Source organism: Cyanobium sp. T1B-Tous (assembly GCF_024345475.1).
In the GTDB taxonomy this organism is placed as follows: Bacteria; Cyanobacteriota; Cyanobacteriia; order PCC-6307; family Cyanobiaceae; genus Cyanobium_A.
Genome location: NZ_JAGQBE010000055.1, coordinates 1 through 16,162, shown reverse-complemented (window position 1 = coordinate 16,162; position 16,162 = coordinate 1). Strand labels below are relative to the sequence as shown.

The 16,162-nt window shown below is 68.2% G+C and carries 15 protein-coding genes; 5 read left to right on the top strand and 10 right to left on the bottom strand.

The window, feature by feature from the left end; genetic code table 11:
- The 3 genes from KBY71_RS11730 to coaE form a co-directional block, all read left to right on the top strand.
- A partial coding sequence (locus KBY71_RS11730) for an SPFH domain-containing protein (protein ID WP_254929087.1) occupies positions 1-525 on the top strand: 525 nt, incomplete at its 5' end.
- Positions 522-1,163, top strand: coding sequence for a zf-TFIIB domain-containing protein (locus KBY71_RS11725; RefSeq protein WP_254929086.1), 642 nt, complete (start codon positions 522-524; stop codon positions 1,161-1,163). The genes KBY71_RS11730 and KBY71_RS11725, both read left to right, overlap by 4 nt.
- Positions 1,163-1,798, top strand: a complete 636-nt coding sequence (gene coaE / locus KBY71_RS11720) for a dephospho-CoA kinase (RefSeq protein ID WP_254929085.1) — start codon at positions 1,163-1,165, stop codon at positions 1,796-1,798. Before KBY71_RS11725 ends, coaE begins: the two co-directional genes overlap by 1 nt.
- Here the strand turns inward: coaE and KBY71_RS11715 are convergent.
- Together KBY71_RS11715 and gatB are read right to left on the bottom strand one after the other, a co-directional pair.
- A complete protein-coding gene (locus KBY71_RS11715) occupies positions 1,785-2,186 on the bottom strand; it encodes a hypothetical protein (protein WP_254929084.1) in 402 nt (133 codons plus the stop codon). The two genes, coaE and KBY71_RS11715, sit on opposite strands and share 14 nt — an antisense overlap.
- A gap of 105 nt (positions 2,187-2,291) precedes the next feature.
- Entirely contained in the window at positions 2,292-3,770 is a 1,479-nt protein-coding gene (gatB, locus tag KBY71_RS11710) for an Asp-tRNA(Asn)/Glu-tRNA(Gln) amidotransferase subunit GatB (protein WP_254929083.1), read from the bottom strand.
- 101 nt (positions 3,771-3,871) lie between these two features.
- Between gatB and KBY71_RS11705 the strand changes: the two genes are divergently transcribed.
- Positions 3,872-5,017, top strand: coding sequence for an FAD-dependent oxidoreductase (locus tag KBY71_RS11705; RefSeq protein WP_254929088.1), 1,146 nt, complete (start codon positions 3,872-3,874; stop codon positions 5,015-5,017).
- Here the strand turns inward: KBY71_RS11705 and KBY71_RS11700 are convergent.
- The 6 genes from KBY71_RS11700 to ndk all read right to left on the bottom strand — a co-directional run bounded on the left by KBY71_RS11700 (position 5,014) and on the right by ndk (position 11,504).
- Positions 5,014-5,760, bottom strand: a complete 747-nt coding sequence (locus tag KBY71_RS11700) for a FecR domain-containing protein (RefSeq protein WP_254929082.1) — start codon at positions 5,758-5,760, stop codon at positions 5,014-5,016. The two genes, KBY71_RS11705 and KBY71_RS11700, sit on opposite strands and share 4 nt — an antisense overlap.
- A gap of 1 nt (position 5,761) precedes the next feature.
- A complete protein-coding gene (locus tag KBY71_RS11695) occupies positions 5,762-7,627 on the bottom strand; it encodes a CHASE2 domain-containing protein (RefSeq protein ID WP_254929081.1) in 1,866 nt (621 codons plus the stop codon).
- Positions 7,627-8,301: an iron dicitrate transport regulator FecR gene (locus KBY71_RS11690; protein WP_254929080.1), complete on the bottom strand. Its 675-nt coding sequence runs from the start codon at positions 8,299-8,301 to the stop codon at positions 7,627-7,629. The genes KBY71_RS11695 and KBY71_RS11690 overlap by 1 nt, the downstream gene beginning before the upstream one ends.
- A gap of 179 nt (positions 8,302-8,480) precedes the next feature.
- Entirely contained in the window at positions 8,481-10,298 is a 1,818-nt protein-coding gene (locus tag KBY71_RS11685) for an adenylate/guanylate cyclase domain-containing protein (RefSeq protein WP_254929079.1), read from the bottom strand.
- A complete protein-coding gene (locus KBY71_RS11680; RefSeq protein WP_254929078.1) occupies positions 10,295-11,002 on the bottom strand; it encodes a FecR family protein in 708 nt (235 codons plus the stop codon). Before KBY71_RS11680 ends, KBY71_RS11685 begins: the two co-directional genes overlap by 4 nt.
- 43 nt (positions 11,003-11,045) lie before the next feature.
- The gene (gene ndk / locus KBY71_RS11675) at positions 11,046-11,504 is read right to left on the bottom strand and encodes a nucleoside-diphosphate kinase (protein ID WP_254929077.1); all 459 of its coding nucleotides are present in this window, start codon (positions 11,502-11,504) and stop codon (positions 11,046-11,048) included.
- Between the two features lie 37 nt (positions 11,505-11,541).
- Between ndk and speA the strand changes: the two genes are divergently transcribed.
- The gene (gene speA, locus KBY71_RS11670; RefSeq protein WP_254929076.1) at positions 11,542-13,548 is read left to right on the top strand and encodes a biosynthetic arginine decarboxylase; all 2,007 of its coding nucleotides are present in this window, start codon (positions 11,542-11,544) and stop codon (positions 13,546-13,548) included.
- Positions 13,549-13,562: 14 nt separating this feature from the next.
- Here speA and KBY71_RS11665 read toward each other — a convergent pair whose 3' ends face one another.
- Both KBY71_RS11665 and KBY71_RS11660 read right to left on the bottom strand, forming a co-directional pair.
- Positions 13,563-15,473: an HD family phosphohydrolase gene (locus KBY71_RS11665; protein WP_254929075.1), complete on the bottom strand. Its 1,911-nt coding sequence runs from the start codon at positions 15,471-15,473 to the stop codon at positions 13,563-13,565.
- 49 nt (positions 15,474-15,522) lie between these two features.
- Entirely contained in the window at positions 15,523-15,870 is a 348-nt protein-coding gene (locus tag KBY71_RS11660) for a DUF3307 domain-containing protein (RefSeq protein ID WP_254929074.1), read from the bottom strand.
- Between the last annotated feature and the right edge of the window lie 292 nt (positions 15,871-16,162).

Below are 16,162 nucleotides of genomic sequence, written 5' to 3'. Positions count from 1 at the left end.
AGCTACAGCCTGCGGGTGGCGGACCCGATCCAGCTGCTCCGCGAGCTGAGTGGCAGCAATCCCCACTTCGCCGTGGAGCAGATCAGCGAGCAGCTGCGCAACCTGATCACCAGCCGCCTGGCCGACCTGCTGGGGGACAGCCATCAGCCGGTGCTCGACCTGGCCAGCCGCTACGACGAACTGGCGGCAGCCCTGCGGAGCCGGCTGGCGGCGGAATGGGCCGGCTACGGCCTGGAGCTCACCACCCTGCTGATTGAAAACCTCACCCTGCCGCCGGAGGTGGAAGCCGCCCTGGATCGCCGCACCGCCATCGGGCTCACCGGCGATCTGGCCGCCTTCCGCACCTACCAGGAAGGCATCGCCCTGGAGAAGGCCGCGGCCAACCCCGGCGGCAGCGCAGCGGCCGGAGCCGGGCTGGCCATGGGCTTCGGTCTGGGCGAGCGGCTGAGCCCGCCCCCGCCACCACCGCCACCCCCCTCGATGCCATCGACGCCACCCGCTGCCGACGGGGACGGCGCGCCATGAACTGCCTGAGCTGTGCGGCACCGATCCCGAGCGGCGGCGTGTGCTGCGCCTACTGCGGCAGCCGGGCCGACCTGGATCTGCAGGGCTGGAGCCATGCGGTGGGGTCAGGCCCCTGGGCCGAGCACAGCTGCCCCAACGGCCACGGCCCCCTGGAGTTGGTGGAGCTCCAGGAGCTGCGCCTGGGCCGCTGCCCCACCTGCCTGGGGCTGTTTCTGGAGCCCGGCAGCTTGGAAACCCTGCTGCGTCCGGCGGCCTCCGAGGTGCTCACAACCGATCGCCGCCTGCTGGACGCCCTCACCGCAGCCCCACGCCAGACCGAGGAGGCCGTGCGCTACCGGCCCTGTGCCGTCTGCGGCGATCTGATGAACCGCAGCCTGTTCGGCCACCGCAGTGGCGTGATCGTGGACCGCTGCCGGGATCACGGCGTGTGGCTCGATGCCGGTGAACTGCGGCAGCTGCTGGAGTGGACCCGCGCCGGTGGCGCCCTGCTCGATCAGCAACTGCACCAGCAGGAGCAAGACCAGGAGCTGCGGGCCGCCCGCCGGGCTGCAGCCGCTGCCGAACTGCAGGGCGACGGATCCGAAGGTTTGGCGGTGCTGAACCCATTGGGCCGGGCCCTGGCCCGCTGGTTGGGCTGATGGGGCTGACGGGGCTGCCGGAGTTGACGGAGTTGCCGGAGCAACGCCGCATCGGCCTCACCGGTGGCATCGCCACGGGCAAGAGCAGCGTGGGTCGCCTGCTAGTGCAGCGGGGCCTGCCGCTACTCGATGCGGATGTCTATGCCCGAGAGGCCCTGGCTCCCGGATCGCCAGGCGAGAGGGCGGTGCAGGAGCGCTACGGGGAAGGGGTTCGGGCCCCCAACGGGGCCATCAACCGGGCGGCCCTGGGGCAGATCGTGTTTGGCGACCCGGCCGAGCGCCGCTGGCTGGAAGGCCTGGTGCATCCGATCGTGCGCCACCGTTTCGAGCAGGGCCTGCAGCAACACGCCCAGGCCGCCGCGGTGGTGCTGATGATCCCGCTGCTGTTCGAAGCCGGCCTCGAAAGCCTGTGCCGCGAAGTGTGGCTCGTGGATTGCGACGAGACCCAGCAACTGCAGCGCTTAATGGCCCGTGACCGCCTCAGCGAAGAGGCAGCCCGCGCGCGCATCGGCTGCCAGTGGCCCCTGGCACGCAAGCGCACCCTGGCCACCGTAGTGATCGACAACCGGGGCCTGCCCACAGCGCTGGTTACCCAGGTGGAGCAGGCCCTGCGCCTCCCGCTCAGGCGGCCTTGATCCAGCTGATCAGGGCTGGGTAATCAATGATGAAACGGATAGCGAGCAAGACAAACATCAACGCCAGACTGGAAAACACAAGTCGCAGCTTTTGGCTGGAAAGATTCAGAAGGGTGAGGTCGTCGCCTTGCGTATTGACAATCTTGCGGAAGCCCTTTGCAGCTTGATTGAGCTGATAAGCCGCAAACAATGCTGCCAGTGTCTGGAAAGCATCGTCGAGGGTGCGCAGCATCAAGTCGACCTTGCCGCTTGCAATCACATTGAACAGGAATGATGCATTGGCAATGCCATAGACGAGCAGGGCCAGAGCCGAAACAAGACATAAGCTGGCCAGGGAGCTGAAGTGCTTGTTTTCAGCGGCGCCAAACTCGAATTGGGAGTTGGTCACTAGATTGGGGCAAGATATGGCACAAAAACCTTAACTTGCCCGCGAACAAATGCAACATCAGTGACTTTAATTAACATGGATGGGGCATCCAGGCCAAGCCGGCACTCAGCCGTTCAGCTTGCCGATCAGGATCTGATTCGCCAGCTTGGGGTCGGCCTTGCCACCGGTTTGCTTCATCAGCTGCCCCACGAAGAAACCCTGCAGCTTGGTTTTGCCGCCGCGGAAGGCCTCCACCTCCTCGGGGTGGGCGGCCAGCAACTCCTCCACGATGGCCGTGATCGCCGCCGGATCGCTGATCATCCCCAGCCCCCGCTCCGCGACGATCGCCTTGGCAGAGCCGCCCTGCTCCAGCAGCTCCGGCAAAATCTCCTTGGCAATCTTGCCGCTGATCACGCCGCCCTCGATCAGCTGCACCATCTCAGCTAACTGCTGGGGCTGGAGGGGCAATTCCGCGATCGAAAGCCGGTTGGCATTCACGTAGGCGGCAATGTCGCCGGTGACCCAGTTGGCCACGGCCTTGGCATCGGCGCCGGCGGCCACGGCGGCCTCGAAGTATTCGGCCATGGCCCGCTCATCGGTGAGCACCCGGGCGTCGTAAATCGACAGGCCCAACTGCTCGGCATAGCGGTGGCGCTTAGCAGCCGGCAGCTCCGGCAGCTCAGCGCGCCAGGCCTCACGCTGGGCGTCACTCACCTCGATCGGGCCCAGATCGGGATCGGGGAAGTAGCGGTAATCGCTGGCACCCTCCTTGCCCCGCATGCTCTTGGTGAGCTGCTTGCCCTCATCCCAGAGGCGGGTTTCCTGCACCACCGGCTCGCCACCCTCATAGGCCTTAATCTGGCGCTGGATCTCGTAATCGATCGCCTTCTGGATGGCGGAGAACGAGTTCATGTTCTTGATCTCCACCTTCGTGCCGAAGGGGGCATCAGGGCCACGCCGCACCGAGATGTTGACGTCGCAACGCAGGGAACCCTCCTGCATGTTGCCGTCGCTCACCCCCAGATAGCGCATGATCCGGCGGATCTCCGAGGCGTATTCCGCCGCCTCGCGGCCGGTGCGCAGATCTGGCTTGCTGACGATCTCCGCCAGGGCCACGCCGGCACGGTTGTAATCCACCAGCGAGTGGGTGGAGCCGGCCAGGCGGTCGCTGCCGGCGTGCACGAGCTTGCCGGCGTCCTCCTCCATATGCAGGCGCTCAATGCCGATGCGCTTGAGGTAGGTGTCCTTGCCCTTCTCGGCCACCTCCACTTCGATCCAGCCGTCTTCAGCAATGGGTTCGTCGTACTGGGAGATCTGGTAGTTCTTCGGCAGGTCGGGATAGAAATATTGCTTGCGGTCGAATTTGCTGTGTTCAGCGATATGGAGATTGAGCGCCAGGCCTGCCTTGACGGCATATTCGAGCACCTTCTGATTCAGCACCGGCAGGGTGCCCGGCAGGCCGCACACCACCGGATCGATGTGGGTGTTGGGATCGTCACCGAAGGCGGTGGAGGCGCTGGTGAAGATCTTGCTGGCGGTGCCCAGCTGCACGTGGGTCTCCAGGCCGATGACGGCTTCCCACTCGGCCTGTGCTGCCCCTGCCATCGATGCTCTCCAGCTCCTGTGCGTGGCCCGATCCTATGGAAGGGCAACTACCCTGAAACGGAATGGGGGTGCCCGGTCTGCCCCACGCCACGTTCAAGGCCATGGCCGCCGCCCCAGAACCGGTGCTGATCCTCGGTGGGGGCCTGATGGGCCTGGCCATCGCCCACCAGCTGGCCCGCCGGGGTGAGTCGGTGCTCGTGCTGAGCCGCCGCCGCAGCGAAGCCGCCGGATTTGTGGCAGCGGGCATGCTGGCGCCCCACGCCGAAGGGCTCAGCGGCGACCTACTCGCCCTCGGCCAGGCGAGCTTGGCGCGAATCCCCGCCTGGGTGGCGCAGATCGAAGCCGACAGTGGGCTCCCCTGCGGCCTGCGGTCCTGCGGCATCGTGGTGCCCTTCGCCAGCGTCGCGCAGCGGGACGCCTATCCCACCGCTGGCTTCGGCCAACCGCTCGATCGCCAGGCCCTGGAGCGGGAGGTGCCTGGCATCGGGGCATCCTGGCCCGCGGGACTGCTGTTTGAGCAGGACGGCCAGATCGACAACCGCCGCCAGCTGATGCGTGCCCTGGAGCGGGCCTGCGTGGAGCTGGGGGTGACCTTCCAGGAGGGCACCGAGGTGCTGGGCCTGGAGCGCGACCCAGCCGGAGCCCTCGAGGCGGTGCAGCTGCGCCATGCCGCCGGCGAAGCGCAGCGGCTGCCGGCCCGGCGGGCCGTGCTGGCCTGCGGGGCCTGGAGCGCCCAGCTGCTGCCCGAGCTGCCGATTGCGCCGGTGAAAGGGCAGATGCTGTCGCTGCAGGGGCCAAGGCAGGCCCTGGGCCGGGTGATTTTTGGCCCTGGCACCTACCTGGTGCCGCGGGAGGACGGGCTGCTGGTGGTGGGGGCCACCAGCGAGGCCGCAGCGGGCTTCAGCGAAGGGCTCACCCCCGTGGGCCAACGCCACCTAGAGGACGGCATCGCCGCCCTGCTCCCCGCCGCCAGCCACTGGCCGCCGATGGAGCGCTGGTGGGGCTTTCGCCCCTGCACCCCCGACGAAGCTCCGCTCCTGGGCAGCAGCCCCATCCCAGGCCTGCAGCTGGCCGCCGGCCACCACCGCAATGGGGTGCTGCTGGCCGCCATCACCGCCGAGCTGCTGGGCCGCTCACTCAGCCCCAGCTGCCCCGCCGCCGAGAGCCCGGATCTGACCCTGCCCAGTGGCCGCCCCTGGCAACAGGCCTTTGGCTGGGATCGGTTTGCTGGCCAAACGCGCTCCTAGAAGAACCGCGGCAGGCCGAAGCTCGGCACCGACGGAGCCCCAGGGATCGCAGGGATTCCGGGCATGCCCGGAATCGACACCCCCGGCACGTTGGCGCGGATGTAGCTGTCGAGGGCGCCCATGGCCGGCAGGGGAATCGAGAAGCCTTCAAACAGGGGGCCGTTGAGGATGCCGGTGTAATCGCCGGAGGAGAGCTTCAGCAGGGTGAGGATCACCCCCTGCGGCGACAGCCGCAGTTTCTGGCCAGCCTCCACCCGGGTGGGGGCGGCACCGGTGGGTTCACCGTTCTGAAGGGTCTCCACCTCCACGCTGCCCTCCAATACCGAAAGCTCCGCTTCCTGGTTGTCGTTCACCTCCAGCAGGTAGTTGGTGCCGCGCACGCTCAACCGTGAGGAGCGGGTGCAGCCGCTCTGGGCCCCCGACACCAGGATTTGACCCTGGCTGAGCAGGAAGCAACTGTCGCCCAATTGCAGCTGGGAATTGCGGTTGAGGCGCCCCACCGCGCCGGAGGTGAAGGCCAGTTGGCCGCGGGAGTTACCGGTGCTGATGTCCTGGGGGGCAGAGGCCTTTTGCTTGACCACCGCCTGGCGAGCATCGATGAAGAGCTCCTTGCCATCGAGAATCTGCTGCACCGTGGCGCTCGTCGAAACGGCCGGAGCGGCCAGGGCGGCCGCCGGCAGCGTCAGCACCAGCGCCAGAAGGGAGGACAGCCGCCCAGCCGAAAACCCAAGGGAATCAACCATCTCAAGCAAGGGTGTAGACGTCGATGTCGCCGGCGCCCCGAATGGGCTGCAGGCCCATGGGGCGAAAAGCCACCTGGGCTCGGGCTAAGTCCATGGTGGCCCCATCCAGCAGCACATTCACCTCCAGCTTGCGCGTCAGGGCCTCCAACCGGGCGGCCAGGTTGACCTTCTCGCCGATCACGGTGAACTCCATCCGTCGGGGGCTGCCGATCTGGCCAACCACCACCTCGCCCGAGGCCAGGCCGATGCCATTGCCCAGCGGTTCGATCCCCTTGAGCTGCCAACCCTGGTTGAGCTGCGCGAGGGCCTGACCCATCGCCTGGGCGCACTGCACCGCCGCCACGGCTTCCTCCTGGACGCCGCGACTCACGGGAGATCCGAAGACAGCCACGACGCAGTCCCCAATGAATTTGTCGACGGTGCCGCCATGGGCCGTGATCACCTCCACCATCTCGGTGAGGTAGGCGTTGAGCTGCTCCACCAGGTGCTGGGTCTGGCCCGCATCGGAACGCCGCTTGGTGAGGGTGGTGAAGCCCTGGAGATCGCAGAACAGCACCGTGACCGGCAGCAACCGGCCCCGCAGGATGGCATCGGCGTCCTCCGGGGAGGAGAGGATTTCCGACACCACACTGGGGGCCACGTAGCGCTCGAAGGTGCGCCGCAGCCGCCGGCGCTCCCTCCCCTCCACGAGGTAGGCGTCCACGCCATACACGCCTCCAACCAGCACCAGGGCGGTGATCGGTGCCAACAGCGGCAACCAGCGATGGCCCCAGCGCAGCAACGCGTAGCCAGCCAGCAGCTGCAACACCAAGACCACCCCGAGCGCGCTCATGCGCCACTGGAGCTTGGTGGTGTTGCGCAGAAACACCAGGGCTACCAGCAACACCGGCGCCATCGCCACCAGGGCCCGGGCCCAGGGAACGGCGGGCCAGGGGGCCAGACCATCCCCCACCAGGGAATTGGCGGTGGCGGTGGCCAGCATCTCCAACCCGCTCATCGGGCCGAAGGGGGTGGGGCTGCCCATGCCGCCCTGGGACACCACCGGGCCCACCAGCACCACGGCGCCCTGGAGGGCGGCACGTTTGGGATGGCGGCCCCAACGGGCCGGATCGAGCACTTCCCAGGCCGGAATCCGGGTGAGGCTGGGCTCCGGCCCATAGAAATTGAGCTCTCTGCTGCTGTCGCGCTGGAGGCTGGGGAGACGGGCCTGGGCCAGGGCCATGGAGCTGAGAGCCGGGAAGGGCGGCAGTTGCTGGGCTGGCAACACCACCTGGCTGAAGAATTCCGGATGGCGCACCGGCTCGCCGCCCCCGGACGGCATCACGTTCGTGAGGCCCAGGGCCGCCGTGAAGGCGTCGGGCTGCACCAGGCCCAGACCCGCTCCGGCCTGCTCGTCCTGGGGTTCGGTGTACTCGGCGGCGAGGGCCACCTGGCCGCGGTGCCGCCCCAGGGCAGCCGCCAGGGCCCTGTCGTCCTGGGGGCCGCGGCCACTGGGCCCTTCGAACACCACATTGATCGCGATCGAAGCCGCGCCGGCGGCCTGCAACCGTTCAATCAATTCGGCGTAGCGCGCCCGGGGCCAGGGCAGGGTGCTGATGCCCTGGGCCCAAGCCGGGGGGTTGGGCTCCTCGGCGAACCAGGCCCCCTGCTGGAGGCTGGCGTCATCGATCGACACCAGCACCACCTTGGCGGGCGGTTGGCGCGGTCCGCGCCAACGCACCAGCTCATCTTCGACAATCCGCTCCCAGCCACGCCAAGACGTGGGCGGCCAGCCCGCCAGCCAACCGGTGGCCGCCAGGATCACGCCAGAGAGCAGGAGCAGCCGGGTGGGCCGGCTGACGGGGCGTCCAGCCAGACGCCCCAGCATCAGAGGGATGAACCGAAGGGAAGACCCAGCAGGCCGCGGTTCCCGCCGGTGTTGAGCAGCACGAGAAGCTGGGTCACTCCAGGCACCTCAAGCCTGAGGGTGGACACCAGGGCCTGAACCATTGGCAAGGGGAAGAAGAAGCCCTGCACCAGATCACTGGTCAGATAGCGGCGGTAGTCGGCGGCCGCCATGCAGCGGCGGCTGAGCAGCTGGCCATCGGGGCCGAAGCGCAGCACCTCCCGCTCGGCAAACTCGCGCGAGCCAGGCCCGAACTTCGTGGCCGTGTCACCGGGGCTAAAGGTCATCTGACCATCCAGAACGGCCACTTCCGTGGTTCCGTCTTCCAGCACTTCCACGATGTAGTGGGTGCCGCGCACACTCATTTTGACGCTGCCGACACAGGTGTTCTGCTTACCGGAAATCAGCATCTGGCCCTGGGTGAGCCGGGCGCAGTCGCTGCCAAGCCGCAGCTGGGAGTTCTTGCTGATCCGGGCCTGGGCCCCGGTGCTGAAGCCCACACTCCCCCGACTCTGCTTGGTGGAGATCAGTTCGGGCCTGTAGGCCAGCTGGTTGACCTTGGCCTGCTTCTGATCAATGTAGAGCTCGTTGCCATCCAGGATCTCCTGGACCCGGGCATCGGCTTTGGGGCCCGCCAGCGCGGATGCAGGCGCCACCAGCCCAGACAGTCCAGCCACCATCACCGCCGCGGCCATCAGGGAAGCCCTGGAGCCCAACCAGCCTCGGGAATTGGCTCGCATAACCCAAACACATCATTGAGACCCGAAATTTAGGCTGAAAGAGCCAACTTGACAGCAGCAATTCCTCCATTGGGGTGATGCTCATGGTGCACTGCTCAGCGCTCCACCAGGCCATACACCTCCAGGGGAACATCCCAGCCCTTGACGTTGAAGTGGCCGAGGGCCTGCACCGCCACCTCCTGGGGCAACAGGCGGCGCACCTCCGCGCTGATCAAGATGCTGTGCCCAGGGCACTGGCGGGTGAGACCCTCGAGCCGGCTGGCGATGTTCACCGCCGCACCGATCACGGTGTATTCCATCCGCTGGGATGACCCCAAATTGCCGGCCACCACCTCGCCCACATGGATGCCGATCCCCTGCTGCAGGGGCGGCTGGCCCGCTGCCTCCAGCTCCCGATTGAGCTGCGCCAGGCTGCGCTGCATGGCCAGGGCCGCGCGCACCGCCGCCAGGGCCTCCTGGGCCTCACCGCGACTGCGCGGCAAGCCAAACTCCGCCATCAGCGAATCGCCGATGAACTTGTCGAGCAGGCCCTGCTCGGCGATCACGGCCTGGGCCAAGCCATCGAAGTAGCGATTGAGCAGGGCAAACAACTCCACCGCCTCCAGCCGGGCACTGAGGGGGGTGAAGCCCACCAGATCGGTGAACAGCACCACGCAACGGGTGCGGCTGCCGCCCAGCTGGGTCCAGAGGGGGCCGGGCTCCCGCAGGATGTTCTGGAGCAGGGCCGGCGACATGCGCTTGCTCAGCAACTGGTGCAACACCTGGCGCTCCCGGGTCTCCCGCCAGCCCAGGGCGGCGCTGCGGCTACCCCCCGCAAGCGCCGGCAGCAGCAGCAGGGCCGAGAGGGGCAGCCACAGGAACGCCAACCACCAGAGCAGGGACGCGAGCAGGGACGCCGCCGCGAGCCAGCCCAGGCTGAGGGCCACCGCTTGCCGCGCCGTGCCCACCCGCGCCAGGCTCCAGGCCAGCAGCGCGGCCCAGGCCAGAAGCACGGCCAGCTGGGCTGGGCCCGAGAGGGAGCCGATGGTGGTGCCGGCCATCACGCTGGCCAGGGCGGCCGCCTGGGCCTCCGTGCCGCTCTGGGGGCCAAAGGGCGTCTCCAGCTGGCCACCCAACTCGGCGGCCGTGGCGCCGATCACCACCGTGCGCCCGCGCCAGAGCTCACCGGGCTGCTCGAGCAGCTGCCAGGCCGGCACGGTGGTGAGGGTGCCAGCGGGTCCGGGATAGTTGATGCCACGCGGCTGGATGGGCACGTTGGCCTGAACGGTTTCCCTGCTGGCGGCCGCCCAGGCCAGGGCCTGGGGCAGGGGGGGCTGAAAACCTTCCAGATGGCCGCTGATCCAGGCCTGCCCGGGGATGGCATCGGTGAGTCCCTGGGGGCTCTGCAGCAGGTTGGTGAGCCCCACCGCCGTGCCGGCGTAGAGGGGCCGTTGCAGCTGCACCTGCTCCAGCCCCTGCTGATCGGAGGCCGTCGAGGCGGCCGCCAACACCAGCTGGGGCCACCAGGGGGCCAACCGACGTTGAAAAGCGGCGTCATCGGCCGGCCCGAAACGGCTGGGCTGGGCCAACACCAGGTTGAACACCACCCTGCGGGCCCCGCGCTCCAGCACCGTGGCCGCCAGGTCCGCCTGCAACGCCCGCGGCCAGGGCCAGGGCCCCATCTGCCGCCACAGGGGCGAAGCCTGGCGCTCCTCCGGGGCCAGGAGGCGATCCAGCGCCAGCGACTCCGCATCGATGGCCAGCACCACCGGAGCCGCAGGATCGCGGCGCACCCCCCGCAGCCGGAACAGGGCGGCCTGCAGGGCCGCATCGAGGGCCACCAGCGCCTGGCCGGGTGGCGAAGGGCGCAGCACCGGCTGAACCAGCACCAGCCCGGCGAACAGGGCCAGACCCCACAGGGGTGGTCGCCTCACCGGGCAGGCACCAGCGTGCTGATGCCCAGCTCCTTCTCCAGCACCGGCAGGGTTTCCATCGGGGCGGAGAAGCCGTTGAGCAGGATGCTCTTCTGACGCCGTGCGGCGGCCTCCTGGGGGGTGAGGCGGGTTTTGGCCCAGGTGCCGTTCTCGTAGGCCAGCTGCTCGCCGCTGCGCAGGGTCTTGCGCTGACCGTCATGGGTGGTGCAGGCCACCTCCCCTTCCCAGCTGAAGATCTTCAGGCCGGTGTCCGTGGCCTCGATGAACACGGTGGTGCCCACAATCGAAGCCGTGGCCATCCGGGTTTGAATCGTGACCGGTGAGCCTCCCTTGGCGCCTGGGTTGACCCAGGCAATGATCTGGCCGCGCTGCAGGTCGAGGCGCTGACGGCCCAGCCGCAGCACCGCATCCCCGCCGAGCCGGAAGCTGCGGCCATTGGGGAGCTGCACCTGCATCCGCCCCGGCTTCTGGGTGCGCAACACGGCGTCGTAGGGCAGGGTCTGGCCGGACCGGGCCGGGCGCTCGCCACCCTGGGGCGGCTTGATGAAGGCCGGCGTGCTGGGCACGTCCACCACCCGGGGAGCCGGGCTTGCGGCCTCCAGGGAAGGGGTGGCTAGCACCACCGAACCGGTGAGGGCCAGAGCCAACCCAGGACGAAGCAAGAGGCGCTGGCTGACGGAATGGAGCGTGATCGGCAAAACCATGGCTGACGTTGGGGCACTCCCGGAGCGCCCCCAGCCTGGCCACTCAGCCCTCGACGCGCCAGACCTGATCGGCAGGGGCCCAGTCGCTCAGCTCGGAGGGCTGGAACCACAGGCCGATCTCGAATTCGGCGGTTTCGGGGGCATCAGACCCGTGGATCACATTGCGGCCGATGTTCACGGCCAGGTCGCCACGGATGGTGCCGGGCTCGGCCTCGAGGGGCTTGGTGGCGCCGATCAGCTTGCGGGCGCTGGCGATCACGCCGTCGCCTTCCCACACCATCGCCACCACGGGACCGGAGGTGATGAAGTCCACCAGACCGGCGAAGAAGGGGCGCTCACGGTGCACGCCGTAGTGGCTTTCCGCCAGCTCACGGCTGGGGGTGAGCTGCTTGAGACCCACCAGCTTGAAGCCCTTGCGCTCGAAGCGGCCGAGAATCTCGCCCACGAGGCCGCGCTGAACGCCGTCGGGCTTGATGGCAATGAAAGAGCGTTCGGCGGCCATGGGAAAAAAGCAATCCGGCCCATCGTCTGCGGCGGGGATGCCCGTTGGCAAGCACAGTGGTGCCGTGATCACCGCCCCCCACCAGCCCCCTGCCGTGAGCGCGTCGAACAGCGACACCTGGACTGCCGCCGACAGCGCGGCCCTCTATGGGCTGGATCGCTGGGGTGAGCCCTACTTCTCCGTGAGCGATCGCGGCCACGTGATGGTGCAGCCCCGGGGCGACCGGGGAGGCTCCCTCGACCTGGTGGAGCTGGTGCAGGAGCTGCGGGGCCGCGACCTGTCCCTGCCCCTGCTGATTCGCTTCGACGACATCCTCGAAGATCGGCTCGAACGCCTGCACGCCGCCTTTGAACGGGCCGTCGCCCAGTACGGCTACGGCGGCCGCTACCAGGGCGTATTCCCGGTGAAATGCAACCAGCAGCGCCACGTGGTGGAGGAGCTGGTGGCCTGCGGCCGGCGCTGGCATTTCGGCCTGGAGGCGGGCAGCAAGGCCGAACTGCTGATCGCCCTGTCGCTGATCGACGACCCCGAGGCGCTGTTGATCTGCAACGGCTACAAGGACCAGCGCTACATCGAGACGGCGATCCTGGCCCGGCGCCTCGGCCGCCAGCCCGTGGTGGTGATCGAGCAGGCCGACGAGGTGGAGCGGATCATCAGCGCCAGCCGGGAGCTGGGGGCCGCTCCCCTGATTGGCATCCGCGCCAAACTCTCAGCCCGCAGCACGGGCCGCTGGGGCAGCTCGGTGGGTGAACGGGCCAAATTCGGCTTGTCGGTGCCCGACCTGCTGGCCACGGTGGAGGCCCTGCGGGCCGCCGACCTGCTGGGCGAACTGCGGCTGCTGCACTTCCACGTGGGCAGCCAGATCAACGACATCGCCGTGCTCAAGGACGCCCTGCAGGAGGCCGGCCAGATCTACGGCGAGCTCACCCGCCTCGGCGCACCCATGGGCTACCTGGACGTGGGTGGCGGCCTGGGCATCGACTACGACGGCAGCCGCACCGCCAGCGCCGCCTCCACCAACTACTCCCTCCAGAACTACGCCAACGACGTGGTGGCCACGGTGAAGGAGTGCTGCGAACCCCACGGCATTCCCGTGCCGACGCTGGTGAGCGAGAGCGGCCGGGCGATCGCCAGCCACTTCTCCGTGCTGGTGTTCGACGTGCTCGGGGCCGGCAGCCTGCCGGGAGCCGTGCCGCCACCCCAGGAGGACGAAGCCCTAATCCTGCGCAACCTGCGCCTCACCTACGCCGCCATCACGGCCCCGGGGGCCGAACTCGACGCCCTGCAGGAGGCCTGGAACGATGCCCTCAAGTTCAAGGAGGACGCCCTGGCCGCCTTCCGCCTGGGCTACATGACCCTGCCGGAGCGGGGCCTGGCCGAGCAGCTCACCTGGGCCTGCTGCCAGGCCATCGCCGCCCACCTGGCCAGCCTGCCGGCGGACGCCCCGATCCCCGAAGAGCTGCGGTCCCTGCCGGCGGCCCTCGCCTCCACCTACTACGCCAACCTGTCGGTGTTCCGCTCGGCCCCCGACACCTGGGCCATCGACCAGCTGTTTCCCGTGATGCCGATCCACCGGCTCCACGACAAACCCGAGGCCCTGGGCAGCTTCGCCGACCTCACCTGCGATTCCGACGGCAAGATCGCCCGCTTCATCGATCCGGCCGGGCACGCGGGGCGGGGCCAGGTGAAGCCACTCCTGGAGCTGCACAACCTGCGGCCCGGCGAGCCCTACTGGATCGGCCTGTTCCTGGGGGGCGCCTACCAGGAGGTGATGGGCAACCTGCACAACCTGTTCGGCAGCACCAACGCCGTGCACCTGCGCCTCAAGGCCAGCGGCGGCTACCAGCTCGATCACGTGGTGCGGGGCGACACGAACGCCGAGGTGCTGGAAGCGATGGAGCACAACCCCGAGCTCCTGCTGGAGCGGCTGCGGGTGGCCAGCGAGGAGGCAATCGGTCGCGGCCAGCTCGGCATCAGCGACGCCCGACGGCTGATGGCCCACCTCGAGGCGAGCCTGCGCCAGACCACCTATCTGCAGGGTTGAAGACCGGGCGGCGCTCAGGCGGATCGGGTGTCTGCCTTGGTTAGATATTTCTCGATGTCGACCTCGTTGATCTGCTCCGGCCGCAGGAACTGCTCGGCATAGGTGCGGTAGAGACCGGAACGTAGGAACAGCTCAAACAGATCGGGATCGATGTGATTCCGGTCGCGGAAGCCGGCCAGGATGTCGATGCACACCGACAGGGGCTTGCCCTTCTTGTAAGGACGGTCGGCGGCGGTGAGGGCCTCGAAGATGTCGGCGATGGCCATGATCCGCGACGGCACCGACAGCTCTTTGGCCGTGAGGCGCCGCGGATAGCCCTTGCCGTCGAGGGTCTCGTGGTGGGTGCCGGCATATTCGGCGACCCGCGAGAGATTGCGCGGGAAGGGCAGGTTTTCCAGCATCACGATCGTCTGCACGATGTGATCGTTGATCTTGTAGCGCTCCTCGGCCGTCAGGGTGCCGCGGGAGATGGCCAGGTTGTGCAGCTCGCCGAGGTTGTAGAGGTGCTCGGGCACCTCCATCTGGAAGCCGTAGCGGGGGTCGGGCACCTGCTGGGGCGGCCGCGGAATCACATGCCAGGGCTTATTAGCCAGCAGCGGCTCGCTCACCGGCAGGACCTCGGGCTCAGCGCCGGCGGGGCAGCGGCGGGCCCGCTCTTCCCAGGAGAGCCCAAGGGTGTCGTCGAAATGGCGCTGCCAGGTGCGCTGGGCAATCTGCTGCAGACGCTCCACTTGCTCGGGGCCAAAGAACTCTCCCCCCTCGTTGCTTTCAGCCACGAAGCGGAACTCCTCCTGCAAGGCGGCAGCTGTGGCGTCGTAGCGCTGCTGCAGTTCGGTGGCATCCCCACCGGCCAGCTGGCCCTCGAGCTGGGCGATGCGGGCGTCCCGCAACAACACCTCGAAACGGGTGCGCACCTCGTGAATGCGGTTGTAGTTGGTTTCCAGCTTGGTGGCCTTGTCGACCACGTATTCCGGGGTGGTCACCTTGCCGCAGTCGTGCAGCCAGGCGCCGATGCGGAATTCCCGCCAGGCCTCCTCGCCCTCCAGACGGAAATCCGCCAACGGGCCCTCCTGCACCCCATTGGCGACCTCGGCCAGCAACAGCGCCAGCTGGGGCACCCGTTCACAGTGCCCACCGGTGTAAGCACTTTTGGCGTCAATCGCACCGGCCAGCAGGGCGATGATCGCATCGATCAGCTGCTCCTGGCTCTCCAGCAGCCGGGTGCGCTCCACACACACGGCCGCCTGGCTGGCGAGGGCTTCGATCAGGGCCTGGTCGAAGGCGTCAAACGGCCGGGTGAGGGCATGGGCCGTGGCGGGGGTGATCAGGGTCGCCGCATCGTGCTTGCGGTTGATCAGCTGCACCACGCCCACAATTTCGCCGCTGGTGGAGCGCATCGGCACCGTCAGCATCGACACCGCCCGATAGTTGAGCTTCTGGTCCATGCCGCTGTCGAAGCGGTAGGGCAGCGCCGGATCGAGCTGGTAGGCATCCGGGATGTTGAGCACCTCCCCCGAGAGTGCACTCCAACCCACCAGGCGCTCGGGAGACAAGGGGAAGCGGATGTCGAGCACCTGGGCCTCGATGGCACCGCCGGGGCCATCGCCGGCGGAACGGGCATCGAGGGTGGCGTTCTGGGACACCGCAAACCACAACTGATCGATGCCCTCCGGCTGCTGGCGGAGATCGGGACGCTCCACCAGGAAGATGCTGCCGGCATCACTGTTGGTGAGCTGGCGGCACTTGCTGAGGATCAGGTGCAGCAGGGTGCGCAGATCGCTGGCACTGCTGAGGGCCGTGGCGATGCCCAGCACCTCCACCAGGGCCTGATCGGAACTGGCGTGGCCGGGTTGGGCTCGGGCTGGAGGAGCGGCTCCGACGAGATGGGACCACGCCGCCTTGAGGAACGCACGTGTTGAACCCATGGCGAGCGCCCAAGCGATGGCTTCAGCTTATGGAGACAGGCCGATGCCGTCAGCCTTGAAGAGGGACACAGGTGGCCGCCACCAAAACCCACACCACCTTGCAGAGCAGGTGCAGACCCTGATCGAGGCCCATCCGGTAGCAGCGGCGGCACTTGCCCAAATCGATGCAGGCATGCACCAGCCATTCCGCCAAACCAAGCAGGGGCACGCCGGTGAGCCAACCGACCACAAAGCCATGGATGGCCGCATGGGCACACAGCCACCAGCCCCAGCCCAGCACCACCCCCTGGCCAGGACATTTTTCGGTCGCCATGCGATCGCTCTGCAGGCCAAAGTCGGCCACGAAATGGCCCATGGCCAGCAGCAACAGCAGGTTGAAGGCCGCTAGTGGATCCACGACGCCAGTCCGGGCGAAGACCTGTGCTCTCCAGAATGAAGCCAAGGCCGGGGATTGACCACAGACACGGGGCGCACGTGTCTCCAGCATGGACACAGCAGGGCCATCAGCGCCTGTGGGGAGACGAACGGCAACGCACCGCGGTGCGCGAGCACTTCAAAGGTCTGCTCGAGAGCCAGCGCGCCGAACCGGTCAACCTCAGCGGGCGCAGAAGCGCACCTGCAGGCTGAGCCGGTCCATCGGCCCGGCCAGCTCGCCGGGGTCGAAGGGGGGAACGGCCGCATCGGCCATC